Genomic DNA, 14,651 nt, shown 5'->3' on the forward strand with positions numbered 1-14,651 from the left:
ATTTGCGGAACGCAATTGCCAAGATGCGCTTTCCACGGCATCAAGCTCCCCATGCGGCAAAAGGAACTCCGTCTCGCTCTCGTTTGCTATGGCGGTGTAAGCCTTGCGGTCTACATGCACGGCGTCACAAAAGAGATTTGGCACCTCGCCAAGGCGAGCCGCGCCTACCATGCAAACAAGGATGCGCCGTGCAGCGGGGTCGCCCACGTCTATTGCGACCTGCTCGGTGAGATCGAGCGCGACTACAATCTTCGCCTGCGGGTGATGCCGGATATCCTCACCGGAGCGAGCGCAGGCGGGATTAACGCGGTTTTCCTCGCCCAGGCGATACATTCAGGGCATTCACTTGAGCCGCTCACTGACCTTTGGCTCGAAAATGCCGATGTCGATCAGCTGACCGATCCGGAAGCGCAGCCCATGTGGCGCTATGCCAAGATCTGGGCGCAGCCTATCGCGGAATGGCTTTTGAGCCGGCCCGGCAATGCAGTGAGCGAGAGCGTCGCGCCCGAGACGCGCAGCGAAGTGCGCCGCAAAGTCTCCCAACTGGTCCGAGGTCGGTGGTTCAATCCTCCCTTTTCTGGCAACAATTTCTCCGCCTTACTTTTGCAAGCGTTGGAAAGTATGCGCGATGGAGAGCGCGGGCCGCCATTATTGCCTCCGGACCATCCGATTGATCTGTTTGTCACCGCGACGGACTTTCGCGGCCATGTCGAAATGCTGCGGCTTAACAGTCCGCCGATTGTGGAGGAAACCGAGCACCGCACGCCAATCGGCATGCGCGCTTACACCCCAGTTGAAAGCAGCGATGGCTTGGCCAATCCGCTAGAATTGGTGTTTGCTGCGCGGGCAACCGCGAGCTTTCCTGGAGCGTTCCCGCCGCTGCGCCTAGACGAGATTGACAGGCTGGCTGAGGAAAGCGGCACGCACTGGCAATCGCGCGGCGCGTTTCTTAATCGGATCATGCCCGTGCATGTACGCGATGGGACGGTCGATAATGTCTCCCTCATCGACGGATCAGTTCTGGTAAATGCCCCCTTTGGAGGTGCGATTGCAGCGCTGCATGATCGACCGGCACAGCGCGAAGTGGACCGCCGCTTCGTCTATATCGACCCGCGTCCAGATCGCTTTGGGTCAATCCGCGATCAAGACACCGCCGCCGTTGGTTTCTTCCAAGCCATTTTTGGTTCGCTTTCTACCATTCCGCGCGAGCAACCGATCCGCGACAACCTTGAGCGGTTGGAGCAGCAGTCGCGCGATGCCGCGCGCCTCAATCTGATCGTTCAGAAGATGCGCCCCGAGATAGACACTGCCGTCGAGAAATTGTTCGGCATGACTTTCTTCCTCGATAGTCCGAGCACCAGAAGGTTGCACAATTGGCGCGCAAAAGCGCAGCAGGCGAGCCGCGGAACGCGCGGGGTACGCTTTCCACGCTTACGCGCAGACCAAGTTCAATGGGATTATCGATCAGCTCGCCGAGCTGGCTTTGGTCGCCGCCCCCGAATTGTCTCTCGCCGACAGCGTTCCCATCGCCGAGGCTTTGCGCGGCGAGCTAGAGCGGCGCGGATTGGACGAACTGTCGGACGGAGGGAGCGGAGCGAGCGTTGCCGCAATCGCGTTTTTCAGGGCGCATGATGTCGGCTTTCGCCTGCGCCGTTTGCGCTTGCTTGCCCGACGGCTTGCTCGCGATTGGGAAATCGATCCGGACATTTCGGACGATGCGCTCGATGTGGCACGCGAGAAAATCTACGAAATCCTTGCGGTCTACTTCTCGGCCGGCGACCTTCACTCGCTCGGCGAGGAATTCGTGCACCACGCTCGCAATGTGCTGAAAGACCCGGGAGCATTGCTCGATTTTCTTGCCGAGAAACGGCTTTTGCCTGAAACCGATATCAAGGCGGAAGAGATGTTCTGCGACGCGCTCGCTCATATGCCGAAGAACCTGAAGCGGCGCATGCTGCTGACCTATCTCGGATTTCCGTTCTACGATGTCGCGACGCTGCCATTGCTGCAGAACGAAGGGCTCACGGAATACAACGCCGTCAAGGTTGACCGGATTTCACCCGACGACGCGCGCTCAATCCGCGAAGGCGGGACGCGCGCAACGCTAAGGGGCATCGAGCTTTATAACTTCGGCGCATTCTTCAGCCGCTCATACCGCGAAAATGACTACCTCTGGGGCAGGCTCCACGGGGCGGAGCGGATGATCGACCTGATCGCTTCGACCGTCGATGCAGGGATGGCGCCCGCCGCATTGCGCCGCGCAAAACGCGACGCTTTTCTAGCCATAATCGATGAAGAGCTTGCCGCCGATAGGTGCGAAACGAAGCTGCTTCAGGGTATCCGCGAAGAAATCAAATCTCGCTTCGCCTAAGCGTCAGTCCTCGATGCTGTTCCAGATTGCGGTGACGAAAGCGTCTTCGCTGATGAAACCTTCGCCGCGATCGAAATCGGCAAGCGGCTTGGCAGCGACTGCCTCTTCAAGCGTTTTACCCTCTTCATTGAGCGCTTCGACGCGGCTCACGGCTTCGCCAATCATCGCACGATAGGCGACCAGTTCAGCCTTGTTCGACATCGGGCCGTGACCGGGAATAACCGCTGTCTCATCGTCAATCATCGTGATTGCAACATCGAGCGTACCCATCAGATTGTAGACGTTGCCTCCCGATGCGATGTCGACAAAGGGATATCCCGGGATTTTGAAATAGAGATCGCCCATGTGAACAACATTGGCATTGTTCCACACGACAATGCTGTCGCCATCAGTGTGACCGCCGCCAACATAAGCGAGATCAATGACATCCCCGTTCTGGTGGAAGCGTAGCCCCTGGCCATAGGTAACGACCGGAAGAGCTTCTCTTGGTGACGGATCAATGACCCGATCCCCGCGCTGTTGAGGTGTCGACATGCGAACGCGGACATTGTCATGCGCGAATATGGCAGCGCCGCTCTTGCCGAAATGCTCGTTGCCGCCGGTGTGATCGCCATGCCAGTGGGTGTTCACCACATATTTGACAGGACTGGCGCCAAGCGCAGCAACTGCATTCTCGATCTTTTCTGAAAGCGGAGCGAACTGATCGTCGATAAGGATCGTGCCGTCCTCGCCGTAGCTGACGCCGATATTGCCGCCCGCGCCAAACAGAACCGCCACACCCGGAGCGATCTGCTCGGTGCGGATTTCTACATCATCGAAATTGCGCTGACCAATGGCCGGAGCTGCAAGAAGACCAGCAGAAGCGGCGATGGCTATGGTGGCAAGACGGTTCATGGCTCTCTCCCTTAATTGGAGATTGGCCTAGTCCTGACACCATTACCTGTCCAGTTTGAACAATCTATGCTTCAAAGCAGGCCCGCGATCACGCGCCGAACGCGTCTTTCAACTTGGAGAAGAAGCCCTTGCTCTCCGGGCATTCGTCACCGGTCTCGGTTTCGCGAAACTCGGAGAGGATCTCCTTCTGGCGTTTGCTGAGCTTGGTCGGCGTCTCGACCGCGATCTCCACCACCAGATCGCCGCGCCCGCGCCCTTGCAGAACTGGCATACCGGCCCCGCGCACGCGCAATTGCTTGCCCGACTGAATGCCGGCAGGAATTTCGACGCTGTTGGTCGAGCCGTCGAGGTCAGGGATCTTCACTTCGCCGCCCAAGGCTGCCGTGGTGAAGCTCACCGGAACGCGTGTCGCCAACGTCGTCCCTTCGCGCTGGAAAACCTCGTGCGGTTTGACATGAACGAAGATGTAGAGATCGCCCGAGGGAGCGCCGCGCGCCCCTGCCTCACCTTTGCCGGAAAGTCGGATGCGGGTGCCAGTATCTACGCCTGGTGGAATCTCGACCGACAAGGCTTGCGCCCGGTCCACACGGCCATCGCCGCGACATTCGCCGCATGGGTCTTCGAGAACCGCCCCGCGCCCGCTGCAGGTCGGGCATGGACGCTCGACCACGAACAGCCCCTGCTTTGCGCGCACTGTTCCCTGCCCATGGCAAAGATTGCAGGCCCGTTCGCCGGTGCCGGGGCTTGCGCCCGAACCGTCGCATGTCTCGCAGCTCTGCGAGACTTCGATTTCGATTTCAGTGGTCTTGCCGTGGAATGCCTCGTCGAGCGACACCTGCATGTCATAGCGCAGATCCGCGCCGCGACGGTTTTGCTGGCGAGCGCCGCCGGCGCCTCCTCCAAAAGCGCTTCCGAAGATAGTCTCGAAAATATCGCCAATATCGCCGAAGTCAGCCTGACCGCGACCACCACCAAAGCCGGCGCCTCCGCCGCCATTCATCCCTTGGGTGAATGCCTCATGGCCGTAGCGATCGTAGGCCGCGCGCTTTTGCGGGTCCTTGAGAACCTCATAGGCCTCGTTGCAGGCCTTGAACTTCGTTTCGGCTTCGCCATCACCCGGATTGCGATCCGGATGATACTTCATCGCCAGTTTGCGATAGGCGCTTTTAAGGGTCGAGCCGTCCGCGTCGCGCGAAACTTCGAGCACCTGATAATAGTCGAGCTGTGTAGCAGACATTGCAAATTTCCTCCCTAAAACCTTGCCGCCGCCAGCGCGATCCAAGCACTAGCGGCGGCGTAGTTTTCCATCAGGAGATCAGTCCTTGCTGTCTTCGTCGACTTCGGAGAACTCGGCATCGACAACGTCTTCGTCATCGCTCGCATCCGAGCTCGATGCACCGTCACCGGCATCTGCCGCAGCGGCACCTTCATCCTGCTCTTTCTCGTAGATTTGCTGGCCCATCTTCATGGCAGCTTCAGTCAGCGCCTGAGACTTGGCGTTGATCTCATCAACATCGTCGCCTTCAAGCGCGGTCTTGGTATCGGCAAGCGCGGTCTCGACAGCCGACTTGGTGTCAGCGTCAACCTTGTCGCCGTGCTCCTCGAGCTGCTTTTCGGTCGCGTGAACAAGACTGTCGGCCTGGTTGCGCGCTTCGGCAGAGGCGCGGCGCTTCTTGTCTTCTTCAGCGAACTTCTCGGCATCCTGAACCATCTGGTCGATGTCGGAGTCGGACAGACCGCCCGACGCCTGAATCTTGATGGTCTGCTCTTTGCCTGTGCCCTTGTCCTTGGCGGACACGCTGACGAGGCCGTTCGCATCGATGTCGAACGTGACTTCGATTTGCGGAACGCCGCGCGGCGCAGGCGGAATACCAACGAGGTCGAAATTGCCGAGCAGCTTGTTGTCGGCAGCCATCTCGCGCTCACCCTGGAAAACGCGAATTGTCACCGCATTCTGATTGTCTTCCGCGGTCGAGTAAGTCTGCGTTTTCTTGGTCGGGATCGTCGTGTTGCGATCAATCATCCGGGTGAAGACACCGCCCAATGTTTCGATACCGAGTGACAGCGGGGTCACGTCGAGCAGCAGGACGTCTTTAACGTCGCCCTGCAAAACGCCAGCCTGAATGGCAGCGCCCATGGCGACCACTTCATCAGGGTTCACGCCAGTATGTGGCTTCGCTTCGAAGAAGCCTTCAACGACTTCGCGAACCTTCGGCATACGGGTCATACCGCCGACGAGGATAACTTCGTCGATATCGTCCTTGGACACGCCTGCATCAGCAAGCGCCTTTTTGCACGGCTCAAGCGTACGCTTGATGAGGTCGCCGACCAGCTTTTCGAGGTCTGAACGGCTCAAAGTTTCAACCAAGTGCAGCGGCGTGCTTGAACCACCATCCATACGCGCAGTGATAAACGGCAAGTTGATTTCGGTCGTGGCCGAGCTCGAAAGCTCGATCTTGGCCTTTTCCGCCGCTTCCTTGAGACGCTGCAGCGCAAGCTTGTCCTTGCGCAGGTCCATGTTCTCTTTCTTCTCGAATTGTTCGGCGAGCCACTCGACGATCGCGCTGTCGAAGTCTTCACCACCAAGGAAGGTATCGCCGTTGGTCGATTTCACTTCGAACACGCCGTCACCAATTTCGAGGACAGACACGTCGAAAGTACCACCGCCAAGGTCATAGACAGCGATGGTCTTGCCATCGTTCTTGTCCATTCCATAAGCGAGTGCAGCCGCAGTCGGCTCGTTGATGATGCGCAGGACTTCGAGACCAGCGATCTGGCCTGCGTCCTTGGTCGCCTGACGCTGAGCATCGTTGAAATATGCCGGAACAGTAATAACAGCCTGCTCGACGGTTTCGCCAAGATAGCTCTCGGCGGTCTCTTTCATCTTTTGCAGGATGAAAGCTGAAATCTGGCTTGGCGAGTATTCTTCGCCGCCTGCCTTCACCCACGCATCGCCATTCTTGCCTTTGACAATATCATAAGGGACGAGCTCCATGTCCTTCTTGGTCATTGGATCGTCGAAGCGGCGACCGATCAAGCGCTTGATAGCGAACAGTGTATTATCCGGGTTGGTCACAGCCTGACGCTTTGCAGGCTGACCGATCAGGCGCTCGTTATCCTTTGTAAAGGCAACGATCGACGGCGTGGTGCGCGCGCCTTCGGAGTTTTCAATAACCTTGGGTTTGCCCCCATCCATTACAGCAACGCACGAATTGGTGGTGCCGAGGTCAATACCGATTACTTTACCCATTATTTCCCCATCTCTTTCGATAGTTGGACGTTGCCTGTGGAGCTCCCCAGAATTGGCGGAACCGTTCGGCAACTCGAATATGCTGGCGATATAGGTGCGGTTTTGCTTGGCACAAGGGATGGCCAGCCCTAGTTTTGATACGAATTCAAAAGAGGACAATTCTTCCAACCATGTCTCAAACTAATTTTCCGATTGCGCGGACCAGTGCATTCGCCGCGGTCCTTGCTCTTTCCGCATGCAATGAAGCCGAGGCTCCGGTCGAAGCCGAAGTCGAAGAAGTCGCACCAGCCATTGAGCTGGGTGAGACGGGCCTGGCAGTCGCGAACGCGCGGATGGTCATGGCGCCGGTCGCGAGCAATCCGGCAGCGGTGTATTTCGACCTTACCAATACGGGTGAGGCCGATGCGACTTTGCGATCTATCGAGATAAAGGGCGTTTTCCAATCTAAGCTGCATCAAACGGAAAGTTCGGATGGCACAGCTATGATGTCTGAAGTCTCCACAATGTCGATCCCGGCAGGCGAAACCTTATCGCTCGCACCTGGCAGCAATCATGTGATGGCCTTTGATGTGTCGCCCGCAATCGGGCCAGGCGACCGCGTGAATGTAACGGCAACCTTTGACGGCGACCGCGAAGAGACCTTCAAAGCAGAGGTTCGCGCCGCAGGAGACGAGCGCTGAGCGCATCAACCGATCCGTCAAAAGTTTATGCCTGTCCGGTCGGAGGCGAGCGGTCTCTCACGCCTGGCGAGGTTGAGATCGCCCGCGGCGTTTTCGGCGATGCAATCGACTACAGCCAAGTGCAACTACGCCGACGCAAGTGGTTTCCGTTTCAACCGCGCAAAGTCACGATGGCGCCGCGTGGGCATTTGCATTTCCACCCTGACGGCGAAGCCTATTGCGATGATTTCGCGCAGGTCGATGTATTGAAGCAGGGCTTGCTGATCCACGAACTGACGCATGTCTGGCAAACGCAAACGCGCGGTGGATGGTACCTATTGCTCAACCGCCATCCGTTCTGCCGCTATGACTACACGCTCAAACCCGGTCAGCCGTTCAAGCACTACGGGATTGAGCAACAGGCCGAAATTGTGAAGCACGCTTATTGGCTGAGGCGCGGGGTTAAAGTCGCCGGGATTGCGGACAAAGCCGCCTATGATGTGCTGGTGAACTTTAAGGGCGCGACGCTCTAGTCCGGCTTTTTCGCCACGCCAACCATTGCCGGGCGCAGCAGACGGTCCTTGATCATCCAGCCTGATTGCATTTCCTGCACGACAGTGCCGGGCTCCTGATCATTGCTCGGAATCTCGATCATTGCCTGATGCTGATTGGGGTCGAGCGGCAGGCCCATCGCGGCAACACGCTCAATGCCGTTTTGCTTGAATACCTTTTCGAGCTCGCGTTGGGTCGCTTCGATGCCGGTCACAAGACCTTTCATTTTCTCATCTTCGCGCAGGCTCTCTGGAATAGCCTCGACCGCGCGCGACAGATTGTCCCACACGCTCAGCACATCGCGAGCGAAACCGGTTGCCGCATAGCTCCTCGCATCCGAAACGTCTTTTTCCATGCGGCGGCGCACATTCTGGGTTTCCGCCTTGGCGTAGAGCGTTTCCTGCTTGGCTTCTTCAAGATCGCGGCGGAGCGCTTCGAGCGCCTCGCTCAGATCCTCGCCGGCATCCTCGCCATCGTCCAGAAACTCCTCTGGAACACCCTTCAGTTCTGCTTCTGCCGCTTCATCTTGCGGCTTATCATTGTCGATCATCGTCGTACTGTATCCAAATCTGTTTTGAGCCTGTTAGGCGATCAATTTACCCAAAGATCGCGCTGTTAAATCCACCATGGGGACCACGCGGGCGTAATTCAACCGCGTTGGGCCAATGACGCCCAAAACTCCTACGACCCTACCCTCTCGATCACGATAGGGTGAGGCGATGACGGAGGAGCCGGAGAGGCCGAACAGGCGGTTTTCGCTGCCGATAAAGATGCGGGTCGCCTCGGCATCGCGCGCGCTGTCGAGAAGTTCGGCGACTGATTGCTTGTTCTCAAGATCATCAAGCAGCGAGCGTACGCGGTCAATATCGCTGAGCGCGCTGTCATCGAGCAGGTTCGCCGCGCCGCGCACGATCAGCACCGGGCGCTCTTCGGTGTCCTCGCTCCAAACCGCGAGGCCGCGTTCGACCAGATCCTTGCTGGCATCATCCAGCTGCGATTTGCCCGCTTTGATCTCGGCATTCATCGCCGCCGCTGCCTCATTCAGCGTTCGACCAGACAGGCGGGAGGTGATGTAGTTTGTCACCTGATCGAAGGAGCCAGCGGCAATGCCTGAACCGATTTCGAGCACGCGGTTTTCAACCCCGCCATCCTCGCCGACCAGCACCGCGAGCGCTTTGCCCTGCCCCAGATCGACAAGGTTGAATTGCGCGAGGCGTTGTTCGCGGGTCGGAACCATCACCATGCCTGCAGCACCCGATAGCTCTGACAGAACCGAACTCGCCTTTTCAAGCGCGTGCTCAACCGGCCCCGGAGCAGTAAGACGCGCCTCTATCTGTGCGCGCTCCTCTGCCGTGGGTTCAGCGACTTGCATCATGCCATCAACGAATAGCCGCAATCCGCTTTCGGTCGGGAGCCGCCCGGCGCTTGTGTGCGGCGCAGCGAGAAGACCCAAACCTTCGAGGTCAGCCAAGACCGAGCGTATCGAAGCAGGCGAGAGATTGATCGTCTCGTCCGAGGACAACGTTTTCGAGCCGACCGGCTGCCCGCTTTCGATGTAACCCTCGACCACCCGACGAAAGATTTCGCGGGCGCGCTCTGTCATTTCGGAGATTGGGGGCGAGGAAGTCATGACGGTCCGCAATTTGGCATTATGCCGCAGGCTTACCAAACGGTGTTACAGGCTGCACAAGGTGATAGATAGGAAGCTCCCGCCACGCACCGTACAAGCCAGGCTCGATCGCGATCAATTTCGGGTCTCGACAACCCAAATACCAGTCGATCTCATCTTCGCCTTTTGCGTCGATCCATTGAACTTTTACTTCTGCCGCATCTGTATGCACATGGCCCTCGCAATTGTCCCAAGCATATCGTGTCCGTCCCTCAGGACGAAAGGGTGCGATGCGTTCGAGAAAAGCATCAAGTTGAGCAGGCTGAGCACGAAACTCGGTCTTTCCCTCGAAGCTCACCCATTCATGCCCCTCAAATGTCCCGTAACCTTCATTGTCGATCGTCAGCGTAAATGCAGGACAAGTCCCGTAACAAATCTCGGTTGCGAACGTGATTGTGAACGGTTCGGTCGGATATTCGATTGACTTTTGCGTTTCGACAGGAACCTCTGAAGAGCTTTGATCCTCTGTAGAACACCCGGTCAGAATGGCTATCGCGACTAGTAACAGAGCTGTTTTCACAGAAACTCCAATTCAACAGTGGCAAGTTAAAGCAACGCTGGCTACGGCCTCCTCAACAGTCAACCGGAGAATTCCATGCGCCCTTCAGGACGCGCGCCCGATGAAATGCGCGCCATAACTATCGAAACCGGCTTCACCAAACACGCAGAAGGCTCATGCCTGATCAGCTTCGGCGACACGCGCGTACTGTGCACAGCGAGCGTTGAAGAACGTATTCCGCCATGGCTGCGCGGCAAAGGCGAAGGCTGGGTGACAGGCGAATACTCGATGCTCCCCCGCGCAACACACACACGCGGCTCTCGCGAAGCGGCTCGGGGCAAGCAATCGGGGCGCACACAGGAAATTCAGCGTCTTATCGGGCGTTCTTTGCGTGCGGTTGTCGATCTTCAAAAGCTCGGTGAGCGGCAAATCACTTTGGATTGCGACGTGATCCAGGCAGATGGCGGCACGCGCACCGCGTCGATATCCGGCGCGTGGATTGCGCTGCGCCTTGCGGTCAATTCGCTGCTGGAATCGGGCGCGATCAAGGATGATCCGATCACCGCACAGGTCGCCGCGATTTCATGCGGGATTTACAAAGGCACCCCGGTGCTCGACCTTGACTACCCGGAAGACAGCGACGCGGATGCGGACGCGAACTTCGTGCTGATCTCCGGCGGACAAATCGCCGAGGTTCAAGCGACCGCCGAAGGCGCGACCTATGACGAGGAAGACCTGCTGCGCCTGCTCCGCCTCGCCAATATCGGCTGCTCGGATATCTTCGCGCATCAGATAAAGGCGACGGGATGACCCGCAGGCTCGGCTCAGGATCGCTCGTCATCGCGACGCATAATGCGGGGAAGTTGAAAGAAATTTCCGCTCTGCTCGATCCCTATGGGATGAAGTGCATCTCCGCAGGCTCGCTGGGCCTGCCGGAGCCGCCCGAGACAGGCAAAACCTTTGTCGAGAACGCCCTGATAAAAGCGCGGGCATCGGCGGAAGCTTCCGGTCTCGCTGCGCTCGCCGATGACAGCGGCCTCAGCGTTGAGGCGCTAGGCGGACGTCCCGGAGTCTACACTGCAGATTGGGCTGAACGGCAGTGGTTCGAAGGCGAACCGGGCCGTGACTGGTACATGGCGATGGGCAAGGTCGAAGGGATGCTGCAAGAGCTCGGCCCGGAAACCGACCGAAGCGCCGCATTTCACTGCGTGCTGGCGATCGCATGGCCTGATGGCGAACATGCAGTTTACGAGGGCACGTGCCCCGGATCCCTGACTTGGCCACCACGCGGGCAGTTAGGCTTTGGCTATGACCCGGTGTTTGTCCCGGCCTCACGCGAAGGCAACGAAACCTTTGCCGAGATCGACCCGGAGGAAAAGCACGCGATCAGCCACCGCGCCGATGCGTTTGCAAACCTTGTCGCGGATCAATTCAACGTTTGATCAGTAGGCGAATTGGCCGCTGACGTTCCCCGGCGGCGAATATCGGCAGACCAGATAATCTCGTCCCGTGCCTGTCGCGATCCCGCAGCCAAGCCGGGTCGAGTTTGCCCAGATGATCTGGGTGTAGTGCCCCACATCCTGCCAGCGCCCGGTGTTGCTCACAAACGGAAAACGGTCGTGGATGTAATACTGCTTCTCGCTGATCCAGCCATCGGCCATCACTTCGTAGCTAAAGGCGCCTTCTGTGCCGGCCCATAGGTTCTCACCCTGATTGGGACGACTGGAGCCCGGGCTGTGCTCAAATCGGCCTGTGCTCGCCAATTCCTCAGCGTAGGCAAGCGCCTGGCGGCTGAGATCCGCGTCCAAGGTCATGGCTGCTACACCCACCTCATCGCGCGCCTCGTTATGCTCGCGCAGCATCACCGCGTTCATTTCGTCCTGACGCGTCGTCGTGGTTCCACCAGAAGGTGGCGGTGGAGGTGGCGGCGGTGGAGGAGGCGCTGGTGGCGGAGGCGGAGGAGCGGGAGTCGACGATGTTCCGCCAGTGCCTGCGGTGCTGCCGCTGGAGGAAGAGCTGCTTTCGCCGCCGCCACATCCTGATGCGACAAGTATAATCGCAACCGGTGCGGCAATCTTGCTGCATGTTTTCGTGAAATTCGACATTGCTAGACCTTCCTCAAAGCGCCTGAAGCGCTCAACCCACCTTGCGGCCATATGTGTTTCCTGCGGGCCAGTATCGGCACACCAGAAATTCGTCGCGTTTTCCGCGCGCCACGGCGCAGCCCACTTCGCGTGTGTCTTGCCAGACGATCTGCGTGTAGTGCCCGACATCACGCCACTGGCCAGTCCGCGAGACATGCGGAAACTCGCCGCGTTTGAAGTCGCGTTTCTCGGCGATGAAATAGCTGATCATCTCGGTCGGCGAGTAATAGCCCGCTGTGCCCATCCAGAGGTTTTCACCCTGCCCTTTACGCTCTGACTGAGAGCCGTGGCGCATAACACCTTCGCGCGCCAAACGATCCGCCCATTGCTGCGCATCGCGCGCCAATGTGGGAGACCAGCCAAGCGGCGCGCTGCCGAAATTGGCGCGTTCCTGATTGTGCGCGTCAAGCAATTCGTTTGCAAAAGGATCGGGCGCAGCGCTGTCGCGCGCGGTTACGCTCGGGGCCATTGCCAGTCCCGCGTACGCGATCAAACCAAACCATTTCGTGCCAAACATCATGCACGAACCTTGACTCAGAGCGTTTAACAAAGACTGAAGGAGCTATGGCTAACGCGCTGTACATTCATTGGCCCTTCTGCGCGAAGAAATGCCCCTATTGCGACTTCAATTCGCATGTTCGCGATAAAGTCGATGTCGATGCGTGGCAGACAGCGCTGCTCACCGATATGCGCTACGAGGCTGGGCTGACAGGCGGCGAAGCGCTTAGCTCGATCTTCTTCGGCGGCGGAACACCCAGCCTGATGCCGCCAGCTTTGGTTTCAGCGCTGCTCGATGAAGCCGAGCGCCACTGGGGCTTCGCTGACAATGTCGAGATTACGTTGGAGGCCAATCCATCCTCGGTCGAAGCCGCCAAATTTGCAGCACTTGCGGGCGCCGGTATCAATCGGGTTTCGCTGGGCGTTCAATCGCTTGAGGAAGAGACCTTGCAATGGCTTGGACGCTTGCACGATGCGGGTGAGGCGCTGGCAGCGCTAGACACTGCGCAAGCGCATTTTGGACGCGTGAGCTTTGATCTGATTTATGCCCTGCCCGGCCAGACGCCCGAACAATGGAGCGCTCAGCTGGCACGCGCTTTGTCGTTCGGAACCGCGCATCTCTCGCTCTATCAGCTGACGATTGAACCGGGTACGCGCTTTGCCACCGATGTGCGGCGCGGGGTGTTCGAACCTCTGGACGATGATCACGCAGCAGAGCTTTTTGCGATCACGCAGAACATAACCGACGCAGCTGGTCTTCCGGCCTATGAGATTAGCAATCACGCGCGGTACGGGCCAGGAAAGCCGCCATAATCTTACCTATTGGCGATATCAGGATTATTGCGGGATCGGCCCGGGCGCGCATGGGCGGCGCGGCGGTTTCGCGACCATTCGGCACAAAAAGCCTGAGAACTTCCTGCGCGCAGTCGGTGAGCGCGCTCACGGCATGGTCGAAAGCCATGAGCTTTCCCGCCCTGAGCGGGCGACAGAGGCGCTGTTGATGGGCTTGCGGCTGATCGAAGGTGTGGATTTGAGCGCGATAGCCTCGCGGTTCGGCTTTTCCCAAAGCGAGTTGATCGACCAACGCGCGCTCGACCGCAATGTCGACCTTGGCCTTCTGTGGCAAGATGGCGAGCGTCTGGGTGTCACACAAAAAGGGCTGCCCTTGCTTGATGCTCTGCTCGGCGAGATTGTCGCTGATACTTTGGTGAGCGCATGAGCCTGCATGATCTTCTGGCCGAGTGGCGCGCTCATCTGACCGATGCCAAACGCCGTAGCGCGCATACGGTTCGGGCCTATGGCTCCGCAGCGGAACGCCTACTCAATGCGCGCGATTTCGAGGACTGGCAGGCAGTGGCGAACCTAGAGGCGCATGATCTTCGCCGCCACCTCGCCAGCCGTCGTGCGGAAGGTCTATCCAATGCCAGCACCGCGCGCGAACTGTCTGCTTTGAAGGCCTTTATCGCCTTTGCCCGCGCACAATCAGGCGATCCTGATCCCGCTGCACCGCGCCTACGCGGCCCGCGCACCAAGAAGGGCCTGCCCCGCCCTGTTACGCCTGATGAGGCCGTGAATATCGCGGATGTGGTTGCAGGAATGCCAGAAGAAGACTGGATCGGCGCACGCGACCGCGCTGTCTTGCTGCTAATGTATGGCTCGGGCCTACGCATAGCCGAGGCTCTTTCGCTCAAATGGTCCGACGCTGACCTTGGCGAAACCCTGCAAGTGACGGGCAAAGGCGGCAAGCAGCGCATCGTCCCGATCCTACCGATCACCCGCGCCGCCGTTGCGCAATATGCCGAGATGTGCCCGTGGAAAGTCGCGCCCGAAGACGCGCTGTTTCGCGGAGCCAAAGGGGGCGCGCTCTCACCCGGAATGGTGCAAAAGGCGATGGCCAATGCCCGCCGCGCACTGGGCCTGCCAGAGACGGCTACGCCGCACGCGCTACGCCACTCTTTCGCAACGCATTTGCTAGGCGCTGGCGCAGATTTGCGGAGTTTGCAGGAATTGCTGGGGCATGCCTCGCTAGGCTCAACGCAGATTTACACCAAGGTCGACGCGGCCACGATGCTGGAGAATTACCGCAACGCGCATCCGCGGGCGAAGAAGGGGTGA

At 58.8% G+C, this 14,651-nt stretch carries 13 protein-coding genes and 2 pseudogenes; 7 read left to right on the forward strand and 8 right to left on the reverse strand.

The annotated features are described in order from the left end of the window. Positions 1-51: 51 nt before the first annotated feature. A pseudogene (locus ACZ1GU_RS08540) lies at positions 52-2,371 on the forward strand (patatin-like protein). A gap of 3 nt (positions 2,372-2,374) precedes the next feature. On the opposite strand, the gene ACZ1GU_RS08545 reads toward ACZ1GU_RS08540, so the two are convergent. The 3 genes from ACZ1GU_RS08545 to dnaK all read right to left on the reverse strand — a co-directional run bounded on the left by ACZ1GU_RS08545 (position 2,375) and on the right by dnaK (position 6,515). Next, the gene (locus ACZ1GU_RS08545; RefSeq protein WP_472647593.1) at positions 2,375-3,265 is read right to left on the reverse strand and encodes an MBL fold metallo-hydrolase; all 891 of its coding nucleotides are present in this window, start codon (positions 3,263-3,265) and stop codon (positions 2,375-2,377) included. 88 nt (positions 3,266-3,353) lie between these two features. Then, complete coding sequence (dnaJ, locus tag ACZ1GU_RS08550; RefSeq protein ID WP_472647594.1) at positions 3,354-4,502, reverse strand: molecular chaperone DnaJ; 1,149 nt, start codon at positions 4,500-4,502, stop codon at positions 3,354-3,356. A 78-nt stretch (positions 4,503-4,580) separates the two neighbouring features. Further along, complete coding sequence (gene dnaK, locus ACZ1GU_RS08555) at positions 4,581-6,515, reverse strand: molecular chaperone DnaK (protein WP_472647595.1); 1,935 nt, start codon at positions 6,513-6,515, stop codon at positions 4,581-4,583. Positions 6,516-6,685: 170 nt separating this feature from the next. On the opposite strand from dnaK, the gene ACZ1GU_RS08560 reads away from it, so the two are divergent. Further along, positions 6,686-7,195: a copper chaperone PCu(A)C gene (locus ACZ1GU_RS08560; RefSeq protein ID WP_472647596.1), complete on the forward strand. Its 510-nt coding sequence runs from the start codon at positions 6,686-6,688 to the stop codon at positions 7,193-7,195. Next, the gene (locus ACZ1GU_RS08565; protein ID WP_472648740.1) at positions 7,192-7,707 is read left to right on the forward strand and encodes a vgr related protein; all 516 of its coding nucleotides are present in this window, start codon (positions 7,192-7,194) and stop codon (positions 7,705-7,707) included. Before ACZ1GU_RS08560 ends, ACZ1GU_RS08565 begins: the two co-directional genes overlap by 4 nt. Here the strand turns inward: ACZ1GU_RS08565 and grpE are convergent. The 3 genes from grpE to ACZ1GU_RS08580 are packed head-to-tail and all read right to left on the reverse strand — an operon-like array spanning position 7,704 to position 9,915. Then, positions 7,704-8,276 carry a nucleotide exchange factor GrpE gene (gene grpE, locus ACZ1GU_RS08570; RefSeq protein WP_472647597.1) on the reverse strand — a complete coding sequence of 191 codons (573 nt, stop codon included), beginning with the start codon at positions 8,274-8,276 and terminating at the stop codon, positions 7,704-7,706. The two genes, ACZ1GU_RS08565 and grpE, sit on opposite strands and share 4 nt — an antisense overlap. A gap of 33 nt (positions 8,277-8,309) precedes the next feature. Next, positions 8,310-9,356, reverse strand: coding sequence for a heat-inducible transcriptional repressor HrcA (hrcA, locus tag ACZ1GU_RS08575; RefSeq protein ID WP_472647598.1), 1,047 nt, complete (start codon positions 9,354-9,356; stop codon positions 8,310-8,312). 19 nt (positions 9,357-9,375) lie between these two features. Further along, the gene (locus tag ACZ1GU_RS08580) at positions 9,376-9,915 is read right to left on the reverse strand and encodes a DUF6438 domain-containing protein (RefSeq protein ID WP_472647599.1); all 540 of its coding nucleotides are present in this window, start codon (positions 9,913-9,915) and stop codon (positions 9,376-9,378) included. A gap of 75 nt (positions 9,916-9,990) precedes the next feature. Between ACZ1GU_RS08580 and rph the strand changes: the two genes are divergently transcribed. Together rph and rdgB are read left to right on the forward strand one after the other, a co-directional pair. After that, the gene (gene rph / locus ACZ1GU_RS08585; RefSeq protein WP_472647600.1) at positions 9,991-10,704 is read left to right on the forward strand and encodes a ribonuclease PH; all 714 of its coding nucleotides are present in this window, start codon (positions 9,991-9,993) and stop codon (positions 10,702-10,704) included. Beyond that, positions 10,701-11,336 (forward strand): RdgB/HAM1 family non-canonical purine NTP pyrophosphatase, encoded by a 636-nt coding sequence (rdgB, locus tag ACZ1GU_RS08590; RefSeq protein ID WP_472647601.1) that lies wholly within the window; start codon positions 10,701-10,703, stop codon positions 11,334-11,336. Before rph ends, rdgB begins: the two co-directional genes overlap by 4 nt. Here rdgB and ACZ1GU_RS08595 read toward each other — a convergent pair whose 3' ends face one another. Together ACZ1GU_RS08595 and ACZ1GU_RS08600 are read right to left on the reverse strand one after the other, a co-directional pair. Further along, on the reverse strand, positions 11,337-11,999 hold the full coding sequence (locus ACZ1GU_RS08595; RefSeq protein WP_472647602.1) for a CAP family protein: 663 nt from the start codon (positions 11,997-11,999) through the stop codon (positions 11,337-11,339). A gap of 31 nt (positions 12,000-12,030) precedes the next feature. Then, positions 12,031-12,507: a CAP family protein gene (locus tag ACZ1GU_RS08600; RefSeq protein WP_472647603.1), complete on the reverse strand. Its 477-nt coding sequence runs from the start codon at positions 12,505-12,507 to the stop codon at positions 12,031-12,033. A gap of 95 nt (positions 12,508-12,602) precedes the next feature. Here ACZ1GU_RS08600 and hemW point away from each other — a divergent pair. Both hemW and ACZ1GU_RS08610 read left to right on the forward strand, forming a co-directional pair. Further along, a pseudogene (gene hemW / locus ACZ1GU_RS08605) lies at positions 12,603-13,755 on the forward strand (radical SAM family heme chaperone HemW). Beyond that, a complete protein-coding gene (locus tag ACZ1GU_RS08610; RefSeq protein ID WP_472647604.1) occupies positions 13,752-14,651 on the forward strand; it encodes a tyrosine recombinase XerC in 900 nt (299 codons plus the stop codon). The pseudogene hemW and the gene ACZ1GU_RS08610 overlap by 4 nt, the downstream one beginning before the upstream one ends.

It is taken from the genome of Erythrobacter sp. HA7-11 (genome assembly GCF_055693605.1).

Bases quoted from the DNA above. Each gene is read 5' to 3' on its own strand.
- ACZ1GU_RS08595 (WP_472647602.1), bottom strand. From the start codon at position 11,999: ATGTCGAATTTCACGAAAACATGCAGCAAGATTGCCGCACCGGTTGCG.
- ACZ1GU_RS08610 (WP_472647604.1), top strand. From the start codon at position 13,752: ATGAGCCTGCATGATCTTCTGGCCGAGTGGCGCGCTCATCTGACCGAT.
- rdgB (WP_472647601.1), top strand. From the start codon at position 10,701: ATGACCCGCAGGCTCGGCTCAGGATCGCTCGTCATCGCGACGCATAAT.
- ACZ1GU_RS08560 (WP_472647596.1), top strand. From the start codon at position 6,686: ATGTCTCAAACTAATTTTCCGATTGCGCGGACCAGTGCATTCGCCGCG.
- dnaK (WP_472647595.1), bottom strand. From the start codon at position 6,515: ATGGGTAAAGTAATCGGTATTGACCTCGGCACCACCAATTCGTGCGTT.
- hrcA (WP_472647598.1), bottom strand. From the start codon at position 9,356: ATGACTTCCTCGCCCCCAATCTCCGAAATGACAGAGCGCGCCCGCGAA.
- ACZ1GU_RS08545 (WP_472647593.1), bottom strand. From the start codon at position 3,265: ATGAACCGTCTTGCCACCATAGCCATCGCCGCTTCTGCTGGTCTTCTT.
- rph (WP_472647600.1), top strand. From the start codon at position 9,991: ATGCGCCCTTCAGGACGCGCGCCCGATGAAATGCGCGCCATAACTATC.
- grpE (WP_472647597.1), bottom strand. From the start codon at position 8,276: ATGATCGACAATGATAAGCCGCAAGATGAAGCGGCAGAAGCAGAACTG.
- dnaJ (WP_472647594.1), bottom strand. From the start codon at position 4,502: ATGTCTGCTACACAGCTCGACTATTATCAGGTGCTCGAAGTTTCGCGC.
- ACZ1GU_RS08600 (WP_472647603.1), bottom strand. From the start codon at position 12,507: ATGGCCCCGAGCGTAACCGCGCGCGACAGCGCTGCGCCCGATCCTTTT.